Source organism: Streptomyces sp. 11x1 (assembly GCF_032598905.1).
In the GTDB taxonomy this organism is placed as follows: Bacteria; Actinomycetota; Actinomycetes; order Streptomycetales; family Streptomycetaceae; genus Streptomyces.
Genome location: NZ_CP122458.1, coordinates 9,893,763 through 9,915,009, shown reverse-complemented (window position 1 = coordinate 9,915,009; position 21,247 = coordinate 9,893,763). Strand labels below are relative to the sequence as shown.

Below are 21,247 nucleotides of genomic sequence, written 5' to 3'. Positions count from 1 at the left end.
CCCAGCCTCTGCCGCCTCGGTACCCACCGAGGCGGCCCCGTCCTCGCCCGACCGTCCCGCCGCCACCCACGAGAGGCAACGACCATGACCACAGCACGCCCCTCCCTCGACCCCGAACTGCATGGACTCCTGGCCGACATGCCGCTGATGTCCCAGCTCAGCCCGGAAGTGCTGGCGCAGGTACGCCCCTTCTCCTCGATGCCCGTCGAACCCCTCCTCGAAGGTCGCGCCATCGACCGGCGCGAGGTCACCGTTGCGAGTCCGGACGGCACCCCGATCCCCTTGTCCGTCTTCAGCCCCGCGAACAGCGATCGCACCGCTGCCGCACCCTGCGTCTACTGGATGCACGGCGGCGGGATGGTCATGGGCGACCGCTTCTCACAGATCGACATCCCGCTGGAGTGGCTTGAGGAGTTCGGCGCCGTCGTGGTCTCCGTCGACTACCGCCTCGCGCCCGAGTCCACCGGCACCGTCCCGGTCGACGACTGCTACCAGGGACTGCTCTGGATCGCCGACCACGCCGCCGAACTGGGCATCGACCCCGCCCGGATCATCGTCGCAGGCGCCAGCGCGGGCGGCGGCCTCGCCGCCGGCGTGGCCCTGCTGGCCCGCGACCTCGGCACCCCGCCGATCGCCGCCCAGGTCCTGATCGGCCCCATGCTCGACCACCGCAACACCACCACCTCCTGCCTCCAGTACGCGAACGGGCCCGGCGTCTGGACCCGCGAGATGAACGGATTCGGATGGCGCTGCCTCCTCGGCGACCTCACCGACGACGAGGTACCCGCATACGTCTCACCCGCCCTGGCCGACGACCTCGCGGGCCTGCCGACCACCTACATCGACACCGGCTCCGCCGAAGTCTTCCGCGACGAGGACACCGACTACGCCACCCGCATCTGGGCGGCCGGCGGCCAGGCCGAACTCCACGTCTGGGCAGGCGGCTTCCACGGCTTCGACGCCCTGTACCCGCAGGCACACATCTCGGCCACAGCCCGCCGAACCCGCACCGACTGGCTCGCCCGGCTCCTGCCCACGAACCCCGCCGCCTAGTCTCCGGGCGCGAGCAGGCTGGTGACCTGGGCGATCGCCTCCGTCGAGGGGTGGAAGTAGCGCCGTACGTTCTCCGGCTGCTTGTGCCGCGACTTCGCCAGCATGGGCAGGCCGGCCCCGGCCTCGCCGAGGTGGGTGAGAGCAGAATGGCGGTATTCGTGCAGGTCCCATCCTGTGCCCGGTGCCCCGCCGACTGCGGTGTGGGCGTCGAGCAGGGCGCGGGTCCGGCCGTACGACAGCCGGACCAGCCCGGTGTCCGGGCACACGTCACGCGGCGCGCGGAGCTTGCTGGGACTCGGCTCTCCCGCAGGTGGACCTCACGCCGGGCGATCTGCCGGTCCACGGCCATCTTCGAGCGGGCCGACGTCTCCGACTCCGTCGGGGCATCCGCTTCACCCACGCGGGACAGGCGGGCCGTCGTATCCGCGCTCGACACCCCAGCGGCCACGACAGCCCCGCCGCCCGCCGGGCGTTCCACGCGTCGACCGCGGCCTCGTCCCCCAGTTGTTCTCGGTCGCCGCCGATCTCGTCGTCCGCGACGGTGGCGAGCGGGCGGGCATCACCGAGGTGTTCGGCGGTCCTGCCGACGCCGATTCCGTACGACCGGAGCGTGTTCGCGTGGTCGAGCGAGTCGAGGAACATGTCGGCCGCCGCGCGGACGGTCAACGCCTTCCCGACGGGCAGTCGTACGACGGCGGGCACCGCTTCCCCTTTGGGCGTCATCCGTGGAACGACTTCGCCCCGGCCCCGCAGCCGACGCCTGTCAGCCGCTCACCAGGGACGACGAGGGCTTGGCGCCGGTTTTCGTTCCGATGCTCCTCAACCCCCTTGAGGCCCGCGAGTTCGTGAAAACTGAAGGCACTTCGGTGGGAACTCAAGGGTCTGTCGCCCTGATGTCAGGGGTAGACCCGTGGGTTCGCGGTGAAGTCGCGGGGTCGGGCTTGGTGAATGCTTGCCGGCTGTGCACGAGCAGTTCTCGCATCCCCGGGCTGTACGTGTTCTTCCAGATCAGGGCGAGCAATGCGGGTGTATCGACATCATCGATGGTGCGGGCGGTGAGCCGGTCGCGGTAGCTCGCGGCCATGGAGTCGCTGAGGACGGCGACGGCGAGCCCGCGGGCGGCGAGGTCGGCAATGGCGTCCGCGGCGCTGGCCTGCAGAGTGATCGCGGGTTGGAGGCTCTGTGCGGCGCAGGCCTGGTCGAATACCGTGCGCAGGCCGGTGCCGGGCGGCATGCACACGATCGGGTAGGCGATCAGGTCGCGCAGGGTGACCCTCCGCTGTTTCGCCAAAGGGTGCCCGGCCGGGACTGCCGCGACGAGCCGCTCGCTGATGATGGTCAGCGCGTCCAGTCCGTCGGGTGTGGCGGTTGCTGCCCCGATGAGTGCCAGATCGACGGTGCCGGTGCGCACCCCCTCGATGAGCCGGTCGGAGCTGTCCTCCAGCAGCGAGATCTCCACACCGGGATGTGCCTGGTGGAACGCGGCGAGGGCGTCGAATAGCGGGGTGAGGGTGCAGCCGATGACCATCCCGACGGTGAGGTGCCCCCGGATCAGGTCGGTCACCTCGCCCACCGCCTGGCCGAGTGCCCCAGCGGCGGCTAGTGCGACGCGGGCGTGTTCGAGTGCGGCCTTTCCCGCGACGGTGAGGGTGACGGTGCGGGCCGACCGGTCGAACAGCTCGGCTCCGAGTTCCCGTTCCAGCTGGCGGATCTGGGCGCTGACGCCGGACTGGCTGATGTGCACCCGCTCGGCTGCCCGGGTGAAGTTCTGCTCCTCGGCGACCGCGATGAAGTACTCCAGCTGCCTCAGCTCCATGACTGCAGATTCTAGTTTCCAGAAGATTCATCTGTTGGAATTCTGGCCAGTCGGCGGCCACGCTGGGAAGCGTCGAAGCCCGACGTCAGGAGGAATTCATGCCGGAGTACGAGAAGGCCATGCGGCCCGAGGACATCACCCGCTTGTTCGTCGAACGATCCAATGCCGGTGACGCGGCCGGGGTCGCCGCACTTTACGAAGAAGGTGCGGTGATGGCCTACCCACCCGGCGACCAGACGGTGGGCCGGGAGGCGATTCGTGCGCTGTGGGAGAAGGTGCTGGCCAACCGTCCCCGTTTCGAGCAGGAACAACCGCTGCCGACGCTGATCAGTGGCGACATCGCCCTCACCTCGACTCCTCCGAAGGACGGGGCCGGTGCCCGGGCGCAGGTCGTCCGGCGCCAGCCTGATGGAAGCTGGCTGCGCCTGCTCGACCAGCCCGAGTTCGTCCCACCCACCCGCTGACCCCTCGCCTCCGTGAGTTCGCGGAACTGAAGGCTGTTGGGCGTGGCCCCGAGAGGTCGGTGCCCCCAGTGTCAAGGAGTTGATCAGTGGGTTCGTGGTGAAGTTGCGGGGTCGGTTTCCAGGGGCCGTTCCATGAGAGCGCGAGCGGAGCTCGCGTAGCGGATCGCAGTCTTCTCGTCGAGGCCGAAGACCTCCGCGAGGTGGAGAGGGTCGGGGCCTTTGACCATGGCCTCTTCGAGTTGGCGGTCGACGCGGAGCCGCTCCAGGGTCGCGTCCTGGCCGCGCATCGGAGCGCTGATCCAGTGGTTGCTGGCGCGGCCGGTCGTGTTGGCGGTCTGGTTGTTGATCAACAGGTGGAGGTTCGCTGTGTTCGGCCACCGGTTTCGTCGGTGCTCCAGCCAGTCCAGCAGCAGCTTCATGGTGAGGTCGTCGAGCGGGCGGACGCGTCCGGCGATGGTCAGCCGGCGGTTGCCGAGGTCGGCGTCGTCGAGCATGAGGTTGGCGATCTGGGCGACCCGGGCGGCGTGGACCGCCGCGAGGGCGAGGATGAGCCGCGTCGCCGGGGTGGTGGCCGCCGCGACGGAGCGGTCGACCTGTTCGGGGACGAGTGGTTGCAGCACAGCGTACTCGTATTGCCCGACCTTGATCCGGCTGGTGGGGTTGCGGAAGATCAGTCCGTTCCGCTTGGCCCAGGAGAACAGGGAGCGCAGGGCGACGAGTTGGTCGTGGCGCTGGTGGCCGTGCAGTGTCTTGATGTAGGTGAGGACGTCGTCGCGGGTCACTTCCCGCAGGTGGTCGTAGGGGTTCGACCATTCCAGCAGGGCCGGGCGGACTCGGTTGAGGTAGAGCCAGACCGTGCCTTCCCGTCGCGGGAGGCTGCGGGGGCCGCCGTTGCGCAGGATGTGGGTCCAGCGCTCGGCCTCCGAGCGGATGCCGGGTGCGAGACCCTCCAGCCTCTCGGCGAGCCAGCGTTCGAAGGAGGGTTCGCTGTCGTCCTCAAAGATCCCCATCTCGTCCAGGACCGTGACGGTGTGGCCGACCGGCAGGTCCAGGGCCCGCAGCGGGGCGAAGATCTCCGTGTGCCGGATGACGTCGCCCTCGATGTAGCCGGTGAGGACGAGGGCCAGGCCGCGGTTGACGGCGAAGCGGATGGTGCGTCCCCAGCCGCGGGTCTCGGCGAGCCGGTGGGCGAGGTACTTTGCCCAGGCTAGCCACGGGCTGGCCAGGTCGGCGTCGGCCAGGGCGAGCCGGCTGTAGTCACGGGGGATCTGTGCGAACAGCGGTAGCTGCCGCCAGCCAGGATCCGGGCGCCAGGCCGGTGCAGGAGGCGGCTTGCGCGGGGCTCCCCGCCGTCCTCCGCGCGTCCGAGCCGCAGGGGTCGGTCTCCTGCGGTAGTGCATCCCGGCGAAGAACAGTTGGTGATGCCGGACGGCGGCGAGCCGGTCCCGCACGTCCCTCTCGTCCGTGGGCTGGCCGACGACGGCCTTCGCACTGAGGCGTGCCTGGCACCAGCACAGGCGGCAGTAGTTCCACTTCAGCGGCTGGACGCGGCGGCAGCCGGTGCATGCGTCCGCGTCGTGGTCGCGGCCGAACATATAGCAGGTGGGGCAGAGGCGGCCGCTGAAGTTTCCCCAGGCCAGGCAGCTGTCGCAGGAGTCGGTGGGCTTGACGTAGCCCTTCGGGAACCGTGCCACCGGATCACTCCGGCGGCAGCGACCGGCCGTCCCGGCGCTTGGGGATCACCTTCGGTGCGGCGGTTCCCGCGCCGACCGCGGCCCGTTCCGTCTCCTCTGCCTGGCCCGGGCGGCGGACCTTCTCCGGTTCGGGGATCAGCAGGTCTCCGATCTCGCAGCCGAGGACCACGCAGATGACGTCCAGGTCCTCCAGCTTGAGCGAGACCGGCTGGCCGGACCACAGCCCGGACATCTTGCCGGCCGAGATCGCCAGGCCGTGCTCGGCCAGGCTCCGCTGGAGCTCGGACGCCTTCCAGATACCCTTGTTCGCGGCGGTCAGCCGCAGGTTCCACCTCATCGGGCCAGTCCTTCCAGCCGCTTCGCGGCCCGTTCCATCCCGGCGACCCAGGCGTCCTCGACCCGGGTCTGCTGCACGTGGATATACCGCATGGTCGTGGCGATCCAGGAATGTCCTAAGACCTCCTGGATTGCGAGCAAGTCCAGCCCGTTTCCGTAGAGTTGGGACGCGCAGAAATGCCGCAGGACGTGCGGGGTCAACCTGTCCGTCCAACTCGGCAGATGAGCCTGGACCGCGTTGTCGAGCCCGTTGCGCAGGGCGTCGTCGCCGACCCGGCGCGCGGAGCCGTCGGTGTTCTTGCGCTCGGAAGGGAGCAGCGGGGCACCAGGGCGAGTGTGATCGTCGTCGAACTGGCCCCACACGTCCTCGATGAACCACCGCAGTGTCCGGTCGGCACCATTGATCAGCGGAACCATCCGCTCGCGCGGTCCAGAGCCGCGGGCCCCCTTGCCATGGCGGACGTGGAGCTTGCCGAAGCGGCCCAGGTCCCACTTGATGTCGTCCAGGTCGAGCCCACACGCTTCGCTCACCCGCAGGCCGACCTGGGACATCAACTTCGAGGCGGTGTAGTTCCGGGCGGTGGGGGCGAACTTCCGGCAGGTGGCCAGCTCGCCGCCCCAGCCGGTGAACAACGTCCCGATCTCCGGCTCACTCGGCGGAATCCGCAGCTGGGCGTCCTTGGCCCCGCGCGGCCGGTTCATCTCGTCGATCGGGCACTCGACCACCCGGCCGGTCATCCGATGGATCTCGACCTTGTGCCGCAGCTCCAGGAACATGAAATACGTGCTCAACGCCTGCGACCGGCCCAGCCGGGTGCCGCTGGGCGAGTTCCGCAGCACCTTCCCGAAGTACACGTCCGCGTCAGCGGGCTCCATGTCCCACAAGGGTCGGCCAAACCAGGTCCTGATCTGATCCAGGTGACCGACGTCCCCGCGGATGGTGCCGTCCGCCAGCCCCGCTGAGGCCCGTGCGAGGACGAACCCGGACAGCACATCGGTCTCGAACCGCTCCAGCTCCTCCGCCGACGCGGGCGCCCAGTGCTCACGCAGGTCCCGTACGGCCGCCAGCGCCGCCAACCCGAGCCTCCTCGCCTTCGACCCGACTGCGAATCGGTCGGACGAGATGAGAACGCTTCAAAAATCCCGAAGTTACGTCACAAGCCAGCAGAGCACACGAAGGAGGGAGAACCCCCTGGCCACGGGCCCGGAGGATCAGCGGGGCTCAGGGGAACTCTCGGGATGTCGCACAGTCGTGCAGGCGGGGGCGCGCCCCTCCGATCGGTCCGCCTCGTGCGGCGTCCGGGCGGCCCACCCTCGTGCACCTTCCGCGCGGCCACGTCGTACGCTCCCCCGCCACGCACCTCGTGCGCCCTCCGCGCCGGTCGTCGGAGGTGGGCGAGGGGCGCGTGGGCGCGGCCCGGCCGGTGCTCTGTCTCGGGCGGCGGTTTCCGCATCCCCGGGACGCGAGTCGCCCCTTTCACGCCGTCCCCGACCGGCCGCCCCGCCTGTCTGGCTTGACCTGCGACAGGCGCCGCCCATCCGCACGTGTCGCCCCACCTCGCCGGCGTCCACCGCCTCGGCATCCGTCCACGACCACGTCGTACGCGCGCCACCCGAGTCCCGTGTTTCCACAGCGTCCGGTGTCCGCCCTTGTCCGGGCGCGTCCCCGTACGTCCACGCACATCCGCTCACCTCTCGGGAGGGAATGTGACCGCCCCCCGTAAGCTCCTTCGAAAGCGCACCGGAGCCCGCCGACGAGCAGCACTTCACCAGTCTCAGCACCCGGGCCGCGCGGCAGCTCGCGACGACCGCCAAGTCCGAACCGCAGATGCAGGCCATCACCTCGCGCTGGCTGCTCAGGACGCTGCCGTGGGTGGACGTCAAGGGCGGCACCTACCGGGTCAACCGCCGTCTGCAGCTGCGGATCGGCCGGGGCCGGGTGCAGTTCGACCAGAACGGCGCCGACGACGTCAAGGTCATCCCGGAGACCCTGACCGAGCTCCCGGCGCTGCGCGGCTACTCCGACATCCCGGCCCTCAGGGAGATCTCCGCCCGGTTCCGGGTGCGGGAGGTTCGGGCCGGCCAGGTGCTGGTGGACGCCGGGCAGCCGGTGACCGAGGCGTATCTCGTGGTGCACGGCAGGTTCACCCGGTACACCACCGGCAAGTACGGCGAGGAGGAGGTCCTCGGCGTCATCAGCGACGGCGACGGGCTGGGCGACGAGGCCATCGGACACGCCGACCCGCTGTGGCTCAGCTCGGTCCGGGCCGAGACGGCCGGGGTGGTGCTGGCGCTCAACTGGGACGTGCTGATGGCGTTCGTGGAGCGCACGCCCTCCCTCGCGGCCCAGTTCGAGGCGTTCGCCGAGCGGCAGCGCAAGCCCATGAACCGCAAGGGCGAGGCCGATGTCCGGCCCTGTCTGTCGGTGGTCGACGCCGTGGACGGCTGGGAGTTGCCGAAGGCCCTGTACGCCCGGCCCGAGGTCCAGCGGATCACCGCGCTGGCCGGGAACGCTGCCACCATCGTCAACGACCTGTGCTCCTTCACCAAGGAGCTGTCGAACGATCCGGGCCATCTCAATCTGCCCGTCGTCATCGCCGCGAACGAGCGGTGCGGGCTGAAGGCCGCCTATCTGGAGGCCGTCGAGATCCACAACCGGATCATGGAGGCGTTCGAGGAGGAGTCCGCGGCCCTGTCGGCGACCTCCCAGCAGCGCGGGCGCTACGTCACCGGGCTCGCCGCGTGGGTGGCCGGCAACCACGAGTGGCACGCCACCCACACCGAGCGCTACTCCCTGCCCGACTACTGGTAGCGCGCCGAGTCGGCCGACACCGTCACAGCCTCGGGGGCTCCGCCCCGGACCCCGTTCGCGCAGTCCCCGCGCCCCTGAGCCCCGCGCCCCCGGAGGAGCGCGGGGAGCGGCCCCCGGGGGCTGAATTGCCGCTGGGTGGTTCCGGGCGCACGCTGGAACGAGGAGGGTCCTTGACGGACAGGGGGCGCGGCAGAAGGGCGCGACGTCATGCCCTCGCTCAGGCATCTCGTCCGGGAGACAGGCCGTGTCGCGTGGTCGTGGCCGCCGGCCGGGGCGCGTCGGGCACGGCGGATCGCCGTGCTCCTCAGGACCGCGCTCACCGCCAACTCGGCCTTCGTGCCGCTGGCCGCCGCGCTGATCGTCCTCGCCGTGACGGGTGTCATCCAGGACGTCTCCGCGCAGTGGTCCACGCTGGAGTGGATCGCGCTCGTCCTGGCCGTCGTGCTCGTGCTGCTGGCGGTCAGCCGACGGCGTTCCCGACCGGTGCGGATCCTCTCCTTCAAGAACCTCGTCGCCGGGGACGACGTGGGAGAGCTCGACAAGATCGCGGCGGGCTTCGCCGAACTGCTGCACAGCGAGATCGAGCGGATCTCCGAGCTGGTCAGACAGGAGCCGTTCATCACCCCCGCCGATGTGCTCAACCCGGCGGGCGAGCGGGGCGAGATGGTGCTGCGGTCGTCGGCGCGGGTGCCGTTCAAGTCCGGTGTCGCGACGACCGGGCTGCACGGCGACATCAATGCGACCGAGATCGGGACGGTCGCCCTGGGCCCGTTGCAGCTCCAGGTCGGCACGGTACTCACGCTCGTGGAGCGCGCCTTCGGACGGACCCTGCAGGGTTCGCTGGTGGAGACCGACGGGGTGCTGCGGGTCGTCGCCTCCCAGTCCGGCCACGGCGGCCGCACCTGGTCGGCTCAGACGGACATCCCCGCCGACGCCGACATCCGCCGGGCCAGCGCCGTCCTCGCCCGGGAGTTGGCCCACCGCATCGAACTGGACCGGCCCGGCGCCTCGGAGTCGGGAGCCGACGTCGACAGCTTCCAACGCCTGGTGGACGGTCTGGAGAGCTACCAACGGTTCCAGCGCGAGGGACTGCTGCACCATCTCGACGCAGCGGAGGAGCACTTCCGCGCGGCGCTCTCGCACAGCTCCGGCTACGCCGCCGCGTACCACAACCTCGGGCTGGTCTATCGGGAGCAGCGGCGCATCCGCACCGACATCGGGCTCCGGGCCTCGGCCGTGGTGCGCAGCGCGGCCACGCTGATGTGGCAGAAGGCCGTCACCCTCGACCCGACCCTCGCTCCCGCCCGCATCCAGCTCGCCAGAGCCGCGCTCGAACAGGCCGAGCACCCGGACGTCGAGGCACCGAAGCGGGCCGAACTCCTCGACCAGGCGGCCCAGTCGGCCCGCAGCGCCCTGCGCCAGGCCGCCGACGGTCACCCCATGGACGCCGCGCTCGCCTCGTACTGGCTCGGGGTGACCCTGCTGCGCCAGGACGCCGAGCGGAGACAGCCCGTCGAGTCGGGCGCGGCCCTCGCCGGATCGGGGCCGACCGGGACCGGGACGGGGCCGGCCGACGCCAAGGTGCGCGAGGCGCTGCGGCACTTCCGCCGCACCGAGCAGGACCTGGTCGACGAACGGGCCCACCGACTGGTTCTGGACGGCGACGAGTTGGCGGTACGGCCGTTGACCGAGCGGATCGCGCACGTCGTCGCGATGCGGTCCGAGTGCTGGTTCCGGCTCGCCGGGGACGCCTGCGACCGGTCGGGGCGCCGGGCCCGGCGGAAGGCCGACCGGTACATCCGTACGGCCATCCGCTGGGCGCCCGACATGGCCGAGCTGCACGCGCTGCGGGGGCGCATGCTGCAGCGGCACAACCGTGAGGGCGCGCTCTTCGCGTGTCTGGAGGCGATCCAGCGGGACCCGCAGAACCACCATGTGGCGGTCCGGGACGTCGGGCTGTTCGCGGCCGGATCACCGGAGGCCGGTGGCACGCGGGAACTGGCGAGCGCCCTGTTCACCGTCGCCGCGCACCAGCACCCCGACGACGCCGAGGCCTGGCTGCTGCTCGCCGTCAACCAGATGTTCTGGAGGGGGAACCAGTTCGCCGCCCGGGGCCTCGCGGGCATGGCGTTGGCTCTCGAACCCGGCCGCGAGGACGTACGGCGGATCGTCAACGCGTACTGGCCGTCGCAGTACGGCGCCACCGAGGACGACGACCACGCCGACCCTTCCGATCACAGCGGTGTCGGCCCAGTGGTCGAGGGCGGCGCCGACGGATCCGTGCGGCCGGCCTGTGCGAAGGCTCCGGCCCGGAAGAAGCCCTTCGCCCTGCGCTGGGCGCGCGCCTGGGCCCATGCCCGGGAAGCGCAGCAGCACTTCGACGAAGGCGGGCTGCGGGAGGCGCTGGCCGAGATCGAGTCGCTGCGGGCCTCGCCGGGCACGTCCGCGCCCGAGGTCTCCCTGGCCGCGCGGGAGATCGGGCTGTTGCAGGGGGCGCTCGCCGGACTGATCCGGCCCTCCGATTGTCAGCGTCGCCACTGGGCTGCGGCGGTCGAGGAGTTGACCCGTGCGGTCCGGGAGGGTCCGCCGGCCGGGCTGGAGGCACCGCCGCAGTGGAACGTCGACCTCGGCGACGCGCACGCGGCCCTCGGCGACTCGCTGTCCGACGCCGAGCACGGGGCGTCGGCCGCGGAGAGCTACCGGCGGGCCGTCGCGCAGTACGACGCCGTTCTCGACCGGGCGCCGAAGACCGTGTGTCCGCGCTACCGCTCGGGGCGCCGGGGCCAGGAACGGCTGACGGAGTTGTCCGCCGAGCCGCCGGACCTGCCCACCAGGGCGCGGGCCCTCGCGGGGCGGGCTGCGGTGTACGTACGGCAGGGGCGGGCGAGCGACGCCGTGCGGGACTGCCGGGACGCGCTGAAGCTGGCGCCGCTGTACGCGTATCCACGGTTCACCCTGGCGCGGTTGTACCGCGACCAGCGGGCCCAGTACGACCTGGCGGAGCAGACCCTCCTGCGGCTGATCGAGCTGCTCCCGGCCGGGGAGCAGCGGGACCTGGCGCGCCTCGAACTGGCCGTCACCCATCGGCGACGGGCGCAGACCACGCAGGGCGACGAGCGCGCCGTACTGCTGGAGCGGGCGCGGGAGGAGCTGGCCGACGCCACGCTGGAGGCGTCCCTGAGCGCGGACCTGGAGGCCCGGATGCACGAGGAGCTGGCCGACGTCCTCGATCTGCTGGGCCGCTCGGACGACGCGGTCGTCGCGCTGCGCTCGATCGGTGACACCGCGAGCCGGTCGGGGGCGGGCCGGCACCACGAGTTGATCGCCCGTCTGATCGCCGGGCGGGAGCAGCCGTGGGAGGTGGAGCAGGAGCTGATCGAGGCGCAGGACGCCTGCGCGGCCCGGCTGGAGGCGTTCCACGGCACGGACGAGGAACCTCCGCTGCGGGCCGCGCTGGTCACGCTCACCGCGCGGCTCGCGATGTTCTACGCGGAGCAGGGCATCCGGCTGGACGAGGCGCGGCTCCTGGCGGAGGGTGCCCTGAAGAGTGCGCGACAGGTGCTGGAGCCCGGTCGGATGGCCCTGTGCGAGGACGCCTGCGGCTGGATCGCCTACCGGCAGGGGCGCCTGGAGGAGGCCGTCGACCTCCTCCAGGACGCCGTCGAGCACTCCGGTGGCCATGCCCGTCAGTGGGCGCACCTCGCCCTGACCCTCGAAGCGCGCGACGACCCCGAGGGCGTCGACCGTGCCCGCGACATCTGGCAGCAGATCGCCGAGCAGTTCCCCCACAGCGACACGGCGGACCAGGCCCGCCGCCACCTCACCACCGCGTCCCCGTGAGGGAGGGGGTACGGCACGCGGACGGGCGACGGCTCCGGAGGCACGGCTGACGGCACGCGGGGCACGGCCCGCGGCTCACGTGGGAGGTGGGGGTCACGGTTCCGTGGTCTCGGATTCGAGGGAGGCGCGGGTGGCCTCGCCGTACACGCCCGACTCGTCCTCCAGGAGGACACGCGTCAGCTGGTAGCCGCGGACCGCGCTCTGGACCTCACGGTCGTAGTCGCCGTCGGCGTCGCCGTTGTACAGGCCGACCTGGCGGAGGCGGAGCTGGAGTTCGGTGACCTCCGCGCCCCGGTCGCCGAGACCGAGGACGGGAGGCGGCCCGTCGGGGGCGGTGGGCGAGGGGGCCGCCGTCAGCGTGGCGTCGCCTCCCGAGGGGTCCCTGGTCAGGCTGGCCGACGGGCCGGGCGTCGCCTCGGTCGAGGTCGTGGTCGGGGTCGCCCCGGGCGAGGTGGACGCGGTGCCGGACGGGGACGCCGTGGAGCCCGTGGGGGACGGGGTCGCCGACCGCGACGCCTCCTGGGCGGCCGCCGCGTCCGGGATGCCGGCCCTGATGTCGTCGGGGTCCGAGCCGTCCCGCGACGGTGCGTCGTAGGAGAAGAGGCCGCCGATGATCCCGCCGGTCACCAGGACGGCGGCCGCGGCGGCTCCCACCCCGGCGGCCAGCGCCACCCGACGACGACGCCGACCACCCGACTCCCGCCCGTCCGAGCGCTGTGCGTGTGCGTCAACGTCCACGTCGTCGACCGGTGTCGGAACGTCGGCCGCGGCCCGCGCGGCCTCACCGGTGGTGGGGGGCAGCTCCTCGACCGACGACGGTGTGCCGTGCGGCTCGCCGTCGTAGTCGCCGACCTGTACGAACGGGCGTATGCGCACCGGGTCGAAGTCCTCGGCGGCCTCGGCCTGTGCCGCGCGCACGTCCCGATGAGCTTCCGACGCGCGGCGGCCGCAGGAACAGGCCGGGGTGCCGTCCGTCGCCCGGGGCGTTCCGCACTGCGGGCAGACAGGGGCTGTCGGTTCACTCACGCGTGGTCTCTCTTCGAACGGGTTTCAGAATTTAAACAGATCTTCTCCACGGAATCGCCAAGACTTGATTGAAACACGAACCAGGAGGCGACGCTGGCTCAAGTCCCGCCACACAACGGCGCGTTCGCGCCCATGAGGACTTCACGCCTCGGGACTGGTGCGCGACCCGCCCCTCGGTGTGTCATGCCTCTGACATCAACCCCCGTGTGCCCGCAGCGGAAGGAACCCCGTGAGTCAGACCCGTCCCCGCCCCCGTCGCCGTCCTCGTTCGCGCCCTCGTGTCCGCGCCCGCGCCCTCTGCGCGGTCGCCGTGCTCGCCCTGGGCGTGCCCGTCGCGGTCTCGGGCCCCGCCGCCGCGGCCGTCCCCACGTACGCGGTGTACCTGCAGAACTCCGTCACCGGCCTGAACGCGGCGGCCTCCGGCGGTACGGTCGCCGCGCACAACCCCAAGGGCAACGAGGACCACCAACAGTGGACGCCCGTCGCGGTCACCGGTGGCCACCAGCTGCGCAGCACCGACCAGTCGGGGATCTGCCTCGGACGCGGCGGCACCTCCGCGGTGACCGCGACCTGCGGCGCGGACGGCACCACGTGGACAGTCACCGAGGCCGCGAACAGCACGTACACCATCGGTGTGCCGGGAACCTCGCAGTACCTGACGGGCGCGTCCTCCGACGCCGCCCTCGTGCAGGTCGGGTCGAACGGCTCCTACGCCCGCTGGCACCTCACGCCGGTGTCGTACGCGACGTCGCCCATGCCCTCCGCCGACACCCGCACGCTCGACCAGGTCTCGTTCCTCACCTCGCACAACGCCTACGCGAACGGGGCCGACGGCAACTTCGCGTCGTTCCCCGTCAGTCTGTTCCCGAACCAGGCACGGGGTGTGGGCCGCCAACTCACCGACGGCGTACGGGGGTTCATGCTGGACGCGTACGCTGTGTCCGGGCAGGCGATGCTCTGCCACAACAGCTGTGACGGGGTGAGCAACCCGGTACCGCTCGCCACCGACCTCCAGCGCATGGTCACCTTCCTCAAGGCCAACCCGGGTCAGTTCGTCACCGTCTTCCTGGAGGACTACACCTCCTCGGAGGTGCTGAAGTCGTCGCTGGCGTCCGTGAGCGGTCTGTCCGACGTGCTGTACCGGCCGGACCAGGAGGGTGTGGCGACGAGCGGCTGGCCGAGGATGGCGGACCTCGCGGCCCGGGGCAAGCAGCTGCTGATCTTCAGCGACCGCACCCGGGCGAGCGACACCTCCGCCGGCTACGTCACCCGTGACACGTTCGGGGTGATGTACCAGCGTGAGTGGACCGTCGAGAACTACTGGTCCATGGGCGGCGGGCTCGGCGGCTCCGACTGGTCCTGCTACAGCCGCTGGGGCACCGCCAGACCGCTCACCACGGGCTCCGCCGCCTTCCACCCGCTGTTCGTGATGAACCACTTCCGCGACTACACGATGAGCGGCACGGCGGAGACGGACAACGCCAAACTGGGCAACCGGGCGCAGAACTTCTGCACCCCGGCCGCGCGCAAGAAGCCCAACTACCTCGCCGTGGACCGCTACGAGCTGGGTTCACCGTCACCGCTGACGACCGTCGGAAACCTCAACACGTACGTCCTCACGGCCGGGCAGTAGCCGCCGCCCCGACGGGCGGACCGGCGGACGGACCGCCGGACCGTCCGTCGCCAAGCGTCGGCCCGCCCACCGCGCACCCACCCTGCGGGGCACCGAACGCATGTTCCGCAGGACGGGCAGATGGTTCCGGGAGAGCTTCGCCCGCTCCCCGCCGCCCGCGATCAGGGCGTTGACCGAGGCCATCGGGTCGGCGCCGGCCGACCGCGCCACCAACGCGCCGACCACCAGCGGCAGCAGCACCACCGCCAGGGCCGAACCGGTGGCCGTGGCCGTGGCGGTGACCTGGCGGAGGGGGCGCGGGCGCGAGGTGTGCGTGTCCATGACCACAGTGCATCACCGGGACGGGGCGCCCCGTATCGGACCACATACTCAGGTCGCCCCGTCCGACGTACTCAGGCCGCCACCACAGCTCCCCGCTCCCCCGCATCCCGGTGGATCGGTGCGTCCGAACCGGTCAGCGGCACACCCGTGCCACCGCGCCGGGCCGCGACGATCTCCGCCACGATGGACAGGGCCGTCTCCTCGGGCGTCCGGGCACCGAGGTCGAGCCCGATCGGGGACCGCAGCCGGGCCAACTCCCGCTCCGTGAGCCCGACTTCGCGCAGCCTCCGGTCGCGCTCGGCGTGGGTGCGGCGGGAGCCCATCGCGCCCACGAACGCGACCGGCATCCGCAGTGCCTCCTTGAGCAGGGGGATGTCGAACTTGGCGTCGTGGGTGAGCACGCACAGGACGGTGCGGTGGTCGGTCGCTGTGCGCCGCAGATAGCGGTGCGGCCAGTCCACGACGATCTCGTCCGCCTCGGGGAAGCGGGCCCGGGTGACGAAGACCGGTCGGGCGTCGCACACGGTGACGTGGTACCCGAGGAACTTGCCCGCCCGCACCAGTGCCGACGCGAAGTCGATCGCCCCGAACACGATCATGCGGGGTGGTGGCACTTTCGTCTCCACGAGGAGGGTGAGACCGTCCGGGCAGTGCGACCCGTCCGCGGAGAGCTCGATCGTGCCGGTGCGTCCGCCGTCCAGCATGGCCCGCGCCTCGGCGACGGCGGTCCGGTCCAGGTCGGGATGCCCGCCGAGACCACCGTCGTAGGCGTACGCGCCTTCACGTACCCCGCCGGACGCTCCCTCGGCGCGTACGAGCAGGGCCTGTCCGAGGAGTTCCGACGGGCCCCGGACGACGCGGACCACGGCCGTCGGCTCGCCCTCGGCGGCGGCCGAGAGCGCGGAGCGCAGGACCGCTCGGGCGGGTGACCGTGCGGTGACGGGGGTGACCAGGATGTCGATCACCCCGCCACAGGTCAGGCCGACGGCGAAGGCGTCCTCGTCGCTGTAGCCGAAACGCTGCAGGACCGTCTCGCCGTCCGTCAGGGCCTGTGCGCACAACTCGTACACCGCGCCCTCGACGCATCCGCCGGAGACGGAGCCGATGACCGTGCCCTCGGCGTCGACGGCGAGGGCCGCGCCGGGACCGCGCGGTGCACTGCCGCCGACCGCGACGACGGTGGCCACCGCGAAGTCGCGGCCCTCCTCGGCCCAGGCGGTCAGCTCGGTGGCCAGGTCAAGCATCCCGGGCCGCCGTCAGGACGCGGTCGGGCCGGATCGGCAGATGGCGGTGACGGACGCCGGTGGCGTGCCAGACCGCGTTGGCGACGGCGGCCGCCGCGCCGACGATGCCGATCTCGCCGATGCCCTTGATGCCGACGGGGTCCTCGGGGTCGTGGTCGTCCACCCAGTCGGCCTCGACGGCGGGGACGTCGGCGTGCGCGGCCACGTGGTACCCGGCGAGGTCGGCGCCGTAGTGGCCGCCGGACGCCCGGTCGCGCACCGCCTCCTCGTGCAGGGCCATGGACAGGCCCCAGATCATGCCGCCGATGAACTGGCTGCGGGCGGTGAGGGGGTTGACGATCCTTCCGGCCGCGAAGATACCGAGCATACGGCGTACGCGCACCTCGCCGGTGGCGGGGTCCACGGCGACCTCGGCGAACTGGGCGCCGTAGGAGTGCCGTTCCTTCTGGGCGAGGGCGCCGATGGCGGCGGTGGTGTCCGAGCGGACCGTGATGCCCTCGGGCGGGACGCCGCCGCCGAGGGCGAGCCGTTCCCGCAGTTCGCCCGCCGCGAGGGTGACCGCCCAGGACCAGGAGCGGGTGCCCATCGACCCGCCGGCGATCATGGCCGGGCCGAGGTCGCTGTCGCCGAGCCGCACCCGGATCCGGTCCACCGCGACCTCCAGCGCGTCGGCGGCGACCAGGGTGAGCGCGGTGCGGGCGCCCGTCCCGATGTCCGCCGCGTTGACCCGCACGGTGTAGGTGCCGTCGGCCTCGGCCGTCACCGCGGCCGTGGACGGCATGGCTCCCGCGCCGAAGGAGGCCGCCGCCGTCCCCGTGCCGAGCAGCCAGCGGCCGTCGCGGCGCACACCGGGGCGTGGGTCGCGATCGGCCCACCCGAACCGGCGGGCGCCCTCACGGAAGCAGGCCCGCAGGTTGCGGCCGGCGAACGGCAGCCCGGAGACCGGGCCACGCTCGGGCTCGTTGCGGGCGCGCAGTTCGATCGGGTCGATGCCCAGCTTCTCGGCGAGTTCGTCGAAGGCCGACTCCAGGGCGAACGATCCCGGGGCCTCGCCGGGCGCCCGCATGAACGTCGGGGTGGGCACGTCGAGCCGTACGACCCGGTTGACCGTGTGGTGGGCGTCGGCGTCGTACATGACGCGGGCCGGTCCGGCAGCCGGCTCGACGAACTCATGGACGGTGGAGGTGAGGCTGTGCGAGCGGTGTTCGAGCGCGCGTAGCCGTCCGTCGGCGTCGGCACCGAGCCGGACCCGCTGGGTGGTGGGGCTGCGGTATCCCGCGAGGGAGAACATCTGACGTCGGGTCATGACCACCCGGACCGGCCGCTGCAGCACGGTCGCGGCCATGACGGCGGCGACCTGGTGCGCGCGCACGCCCTTGCCGCCGAAGCCGCCGCCGACGTGCTCGGAGCGCACCCGCACCGAGGCGGGGTCGAGGGAGAACAGACTGGCGAGCTCGACGGCGACCCACATGGTGCCCTGGTTGGCGTCGACGACGTCGAGGCGGCCGCCGTCCCAGCGGGCCGTCACGGCGTGCGGCTCCATCGGGTGGTGGTGTTCCTCGGGGGTGGTGTACTCCGCGTCCACGACGACCGCGGACGCGGCGAGTTCGGCCTCCAGGTCGCCCTTCCCGGTCACCGCGGGGCCGAAGCCGCCCGCGTCGTAGGCGTCCGGGTGCTCGGCGGTGAACATGACGTCGTGCGGTTCCTGGTCGTAGTGCACGACCAGGGCCTCGGCGGCCTCCCTGGCCTGTTCGGAGGTCTCGGCGACCACCAGCGCGACCGGCCAGCCCAGATGGGGGATCCGGTCGTGCTGGAAGACGGCCGTGGTGGGGTCGGGCTTCATCCCCATGAGACTCGTGTAGTCGGTTTCGACGCGCGGAGCGTTCTCGTGGGTCAGGACGGCGAGCACGCCCGGCCGCGCGAGCGCGTCGGCGGTCTCGATCGCACGGATCCGGCCGCGCGCCACGGTCGACAGCGCCAACCAGCCGTGGACGAGCCCGGCGAACGGGATCTCGCCGGCGTAGCGGGCCGCTCCGGTGACCTTGTCACGGCCCTCGACGCGGGTGTGCGCGGTGCCGACGGCGCCCCGGCGTTCCGTTGGGGTGGTGGTCATCGGGTGGCCTCCTCGGTGGCCGCGGAGGGGTGTTCACGGGTGGCGTCGGAGGTGGGGTCCGAGGCGGTGTCCGAGGTGAGTTCGGACAGGACCGCCACCACCAGGTTGCGCGTCAGCGTCACCTTGTAGGCGTTGTGCGGCAGCGGTCGCGCGGCCGCCAGCTCGGCGTCGGCGGCGGCCGCGAAGGCCTCGGCGTCGGCGGGCGCGCCGGTCAGCGCGCGTTCCGCGGCGTGAGCCCGCCACGGCCTGGACGCGACCGCCCCGAACGCCAGCCGCACGTCGTGGACGACACCGTCCCGGACGTCGAGCGCGGCGGCGATCGAGCCGATGGCGAAGGCGTACGAGGCGCGTTCGCGCACCTTGCGGTAGCGGGAGCGGGCGGCCACCGGGGTGGGCGGCAGGGTGACGCCGGTGATCAGGGCGCCCGGCGGCAGGGCTGTCTCCAGGTGCGGGGTGTCGCCCACCGGGAGGTAGAAGTCGGCGAACGGCAACTCGCCACGCCCGTCGGCCGTTTCGTAGGAGACGACGGCGTCGAGGGCCGCCAGCGCCACTCCCATGTCGGAGGGGTGCGTGGCCACGCAGTGCTCGGACGCGCCCAGGATGGCGTGGTTGTGGTGCTCGCCCTCGATCGCGGGGCAGCCGCTGCCGGGGACCCGCTTGTTGCAGGGCCGGGTGACGTCGGCGAAGTAGCCGCAGCGGGTGCGCTGGAGGAGGTTGCCGCCGACCGTGGCCATGTTGCGCAGCTGTCCGGAGGCGCCGGCCAGTACCGCTTGGGCCAACACCGGGAAGCGGCGGCGGACTTCGGGGTGCGCGGCGAGGTCGCTGTTGGTGACGGTCGCGCCGATCCGCAGCCCGCCGCCGTCGGTCGTCTCGATCCCGTCGAGCGGGAGTTCACGGACGTCGACGAGGCGGGCGGGCCGCTCGACGCCGGTCTTCATCAGGTCGACGAGGTTGGTGCCGCCGCCGAGGAAGCGCGCCTCGGGGTCGGCGCCGAGCAGGGCGACCGCGCCGGAGACGTCATGGGCCCGCTGGTAGTCGAACTCCCTCACGCCACGGCCTCCTTGGCCTTCGCGGTGCTGTCGGCGGCGGCGCGGGCGACGGCCTCGACGATCGACACGTAGGCGCCGCAGCGGCACAGGTTGCCGCTCATTCGCTCGCGGATCTCCTCGGGCGTCAGCGGTGGCGGTCCGGCCTGTGGGCGTACGTCGTCGGTGGCAGCGCTGGGCCAGCCCGCCGCGTGCTCCTCGATGACCGCGATGGCCGAACAGATCTGGCCCGGCGTGCAGTAGCCGCACTGGAAGCCGTCCAGATCGAGGAACGCCTGCTGCACGGGGTGGAGCTCGTCGCCGTCGGCGACACCCTCGATGGTGGTGATCTCACGCCCTTCGGCGGCCACCGCCAGCTGCAGACAGGACACGCTCCGCCGTCCGTCGACCAGGACGGTACAGGCTCCGCACTGCCCCTGGTCGCAGCCCTTCTTGGTACCGGTCATGTCGAGGCGCTCACGCAGGGCGTCGAGCAGCGTGGTGCGGTGGTCGACGGAGAGCGTGCGCTTCTCTCCGTTGATGTTCAGGGTGATGGCGCTGTACGTCGATGAGGTGGCTGGGGACATGATCAGCCTTCTTTCGCGTATCCGGGACAGGTCGGGAGAGACTCGCTCCGGCCGGCGGTCGAATCAGGAAAACGGTACGGCGCGGCTGTCGGCGCGGAGGGCGCCGACGCTACGATGAGGCAAGCGGACAGCCGTCCGGTCCGAGAAACGTAACGGACAGTTGTCCGCTTAACAAGCGCGGGTTTCGGTCACGGATTCCTCGGGAGGTCGCGTGCGGCAGAAGAAGGACGCCTCTCTGCGCTCGGACGCCCAGCGGAACCGCGAGCGCATCCTGTCGGTCGCGCTCGTCGAGCTGACCCGTGCCGCCGACACACCGCTGAGCAGGATCGCCAGGGAGGCGGGCGTCGGACAGGGCACCTTCTACCGCCACTTCCCCACCAGGCAGGCCCTCGTCCTGGAGATCTACCGGCACGAGATGCGGCAGGTCACCGACTCCGCCGCCGAACTGCTCGCCACCCGCGAGCCCGACCGGGCGCTGCGCGAGTGGATGGACCACCTCGCCCGGTTCGCCATGGCCAAGGCGGGCCTCGCGGACGCCATCCGGCAGGCCACCTGCGGCCCCGACGCCCCCGGCAAGCCGGACCCCACCCCGGTGTCCGAGGCGGCCGAACTCCTGCTCCACGCGGGCGAGAAGGCCGGTACCGTCCGCCCCGGGATCACCGTGGACGACTTCTTCCTCGCCATCGCCGGCCTCTGGCAGATCGACCCCGAGGACTGGCAGCCGCGCGCGACCCGCCTCCTCGACCTCGTCATGGACGGCATGCGCTCGGGGGCCCCGGAGAGCTGAGACACCGAGGAAGGCCGCGCGGGTGCGGGACGGTCCTCCCCCGGTTCACCGGGCCAGGACTTCTCGCGCTTGCACGCCTTCTTCACGGCCAGTTCGAAGGTCGATGCCCGGTCGACGCCTTGGACGCTGAGGCTGACCTGGCCGTGGCCGTCACGGTCGGGGTGCTCTGCGGGCAGCGTGGCGAGCGCCGGATACGTGATCAGCGCACCGTTCTCGCCACCGGTACCCCTCGCCGGGTCGCCGCCGTCGAGGGACGCCCCGACGGTCAACGCCCGGACCTTGCCCCGCGCCGGTCCCCCGTCCGCTGGATCGTGAACGGCACGGCCACCGTGCGGCCCTCCGCCGCCCGCGACCACAGGGCGACCGGCGACGCGAAGCGCACCGGTCAGCGGCAGCGCGGCCGCGCGCCCGTCGGCGACCACGGCTCCACCAACCCGACACCGACCGCGTTCACTTTCAACTGGGCCGCCTGCACCAGCGGTTGACGCGCGTCGGC

General features: G+C 72.0%; 19 protein-coding genes. 7 read left to right on the top strand and 12 right to left on the bottom strand.

Going from position 1 to position 21,247, the window contains the following annotated elements; genetic code table 11:
- Positions 1-84: 84 nt before the first annotated feature.
- The gene (locus tag P8T65_RS43610; protein ID WP_316730965.1) at positions 85-1,053 is read left to right on the top strand and encodes an alpha/beta hydrolase; all 969 of its coding nucleotides are present in this window, start codon (positions 85-87) and stop codon (positions 1,051-1,053) included.
- On the opposite strand, the gene P8T65_RS47560 is transcribed toward P8T65_RS43610, so the two are convergent.
- The 3 genes from P8T65_RS47560 to P8T65_RS43600 form a co-directional block, all read right to left on the bottom strand.
- On the bottom strand, positions 1,050-1,319 hold the full coding sequence (locus tag P8T65_RS47560) for a hypothetical protein (RefSeq protein ID WP_399102602.1): 270 nt from the start codon (positions 1,317-1,319) through the stop codon (positions 1,050-1,052). The genes P8T65_RS43610 and P8T65_RS47560 overlap by 4 nt on opposite strands.
- Before the next feature lies 1 nt (position 1,320).
- A complete protein-coding gene (locus P8T65_RS47555; protein WP_399102599.1) occupies positions 1,321-1,776 on the bottom strand; it encodes a hypothetical protein in 456 nt (151 codons plus the stop codon).
- A 151-nt stretch (positions 1,777-1,927) separates the two neighbouring features.
- Complete coding sequence (locus P8T65_RS43600; RefSeq protein WP_316730964.1) at positions 1,928-2,869, bottom strand: LysR substrate-binding domain-containing protein; 942 nt, start codon at positions 2,867-2,869, stop codon at positions 1,928-1,930.
- Positions 2,870-2,967: 98 nt separating this feature from the next.
- On the opposite strand from P8T65_RS43600, the gene P8T65_RS43595 reads away from it, so the two are divergent.
- Complete coding sequence (locus tag P8T65_RS43595) at positions 2,968-3,333, top strand: nuclear transport factor 2 family protein (protein WP_053711987.1); 366 nt, start codon at positions 2,968-2,970, stop codon at positions 3,331-3,333.
- A gap of 83 nt (positions 3,334-3,416) precedes the next feature.
- Here the strand turns inward: P8T65_RS43595 and P8T65_RS43590 are convergent, their stop codons facing one another.
- The 3 genes from P8T65_RS43590 to P8T65_RS43580 are packed head-to-tail and all read right to left on the bottom strand — an operon-like array spanning position 3,417 to position 6,440.
- Entirely contained in the window at positions 3,417-5,027 is a 1,611-nt protein-coding gene (locus P8T65_RS43590; RefSeq protein ID WP_316730963.1) for a hypothetical protein, read from the bottom strand.
- 4 nt (positions 5,028-5,031) lie between these two features.
- Positions 5,032-5,364, bottom strand: a complete 333-nt coding sequence (locus tag P8T65_RS43585) for a helix-turn-helix transcriptional regulator (protein WP_316730962.1) — start codon at positions 5,362-5,364, stop codon at positions 5,032-5,034.
- Complete coding sequence (locus P8T65_RS43580; RefSeq protein ID WP_316730961.1) at positions 5,361-6,440, bottom strand: site-specific integrase; 1,080 nt, start codon at positions 6,438-6,440, stop codon at positions 5,361-5,363. Before P8T65_RS43580 ends, P8T65_RS43585 begins: the two co-directional genes overlap by 4 nt.
- A gap of 751 nt (positions 6,441-7,191) precedes the next feature.
- Between P8T65_RS43580 and P8T65_RS43575 the strand changes: the two genes are divergently transcribed.
- Complete coding sequence (locus P8T65_RS43575; RefSeq protein ID WP_316730960.1) at positions 7,192-8,175, top strand: cyclic nucleotide-binding domain-containing protein; 984 nt, start codon at positions 7,192-7,194, stop codon at positions 8,173-8,175.
- 207 nt (positions 8,176-8,382) lie between these two features.
- On the top strand, positions 8,383-12,015 hold the full coding sequence (locus P8T65_RS43570; RefSeq protein ID WP_316730959.1) for a hypothetical protein: 3,633 nt from the start codon (positions 8,383-8,385) through the stop codon (positions 12,013-12,015).
- Positions 12,016-12,108: 93 nt separating this feature from the next.
- Here P8T65_RS43570 and P8T65_RS43565 read toward each other — a convergent pair whose 3' ends face one another.
- Positions 12,109-13,041, bottom strand: a complete 933-nt coding sequence (locus P8T65_RS43565) for a peptidoglycan-binding domain-containing protein (protein ID WP_316730958.1) — start codon at positions 13,039-13,041, stop codon at positions 12,109-12,111.
- A 229-nt stretch (positions 13,042-13,270) separates the two neighbouring features.
- On the opposite strand from P8T65_RS43565, the gene P8T65_RS43560 reads away from it, so the two are divergent.
- On the top strand, positions 13,271-14,674 hold the full coding sequence (locus P8T65_RS43560) for a phospholipase (protein ID WP_316730957.1): 1,404 nt from the start codon (positions 13,271-13,273) through the stop codon (positions 14,672-14,674).
- On the opposite strand, the gene P8T65_RS43555 is transcribed toward P8T65_RS43560, so the two are convergent.
- The 5 genes from P8T65_RS43555 to P8T65_RS43535 all read right to left on the bottom strand — a co-directional run bounded on the left by P8T65_RS43555 (position 14,618) and on the right by P8T65_RS43535 (position 19,964).
- The gene (locus tag P8T65_RS43555; protein WP_316730956.1) at positions 14,618-14,995 is read right to left on the bottom strand and encodes a hypothetical protein; all 378 of its coding nucleotides are present in this window, start codon (positions 14,993-14,995) and stop codon (positions 14,618-14,620) included. The two genes, P8T65_RS43560 and P8T65_RS43555, sit on opposite strands and share 57 nt — an antisense overlap.
- Before the next feature lie 71 nt (positions 14,996-15,066).
- A complete protein-coding gene (locus tag P8T65_RS43550) occupies positions 15,067-16,239 on the bottom strand; it encodes an XdhC/CoxI family protein (RefSeq protein ID WP_316730955.1) in 1,173 nt (390 codons plus the stop codon).
- Positions 16,232-18,352 (bottom strand): xanthine dehydrogenase family protein molybdopterin-binding subunit, encoded by a 2,121-nt coding sequence (locus tag P8T65_RS43545; protein ID WP_316730954.1) that lies wholly within the window; start codon positions 18,350-18,352, stop codon positions 16,232-16,234. The genes P8T65_RS43550 and P8T65_RS43545 overlap by 8 nt, the downstream gene beginning before the upstream one ends.
- Positions 18,349-19,401: a xanthine dehydrogenase family protein subunit M gene (locus P8T65_RS43540; protein WP_316730953.1), complete on the bottom strand. Its 1,053-nt coding sequence runs from the start codon at positions 19,399-19,401 to the stop codon at positions 18,349-18,351. The genes P8T65_RS43545 and P8T65_RS43540 overlap by 4 nt, the downstream gene beginning before the upstream one ends.
- Positions 19,398-19,964, bottom strand: coding sequence for a 2Fe-2S iron-sulfur cluster-binding protein (locus P8T65_RS43535; RefSeq protein WP_316730952.1), 567 nt, complete (start codon positions 19,962-19,964; stop codon positions 19,398-19,400). The genes P8T65_RS43540 and P8T65_RS43535 overlap by 4 nt, the downstream gene beginning before the upstream one ends.
- Before the next feature lie 211 nt (positions 19,965-20,175).
- Between P8T65_RS43535 and P8T65_RS43530 the strand changes: the two genes are divergently transcribed.
- Together P8T65_RS43530 and P8T65_RS43525 are read left to right on the top strand one after the other, a co-directional pair.
- Positions 20,176-20,751 (top strand): helix-turn-helix domain-containing protein, encoded by a 576-nt coding sequence (locus tag P8T65_RS43530; protein ID WP_316730951.1) that lies wholly within the window; start codon positions 20,176-20,178, stop codon positions 20,749-20,751.
- 119 nt (positions 20,752-20,870) lie between these two features.
- Entirely contained in the window at positions 20,871-21,236 is a 366-nt protein-coding gene (locus tag P8T65_RS43525) for a hypothetical protein (protein ID WP_316730950.1), read from the top strand.
- The last annotated feature ends 11 nt before the right edge of the window (positions 21,237-21,247 follow it).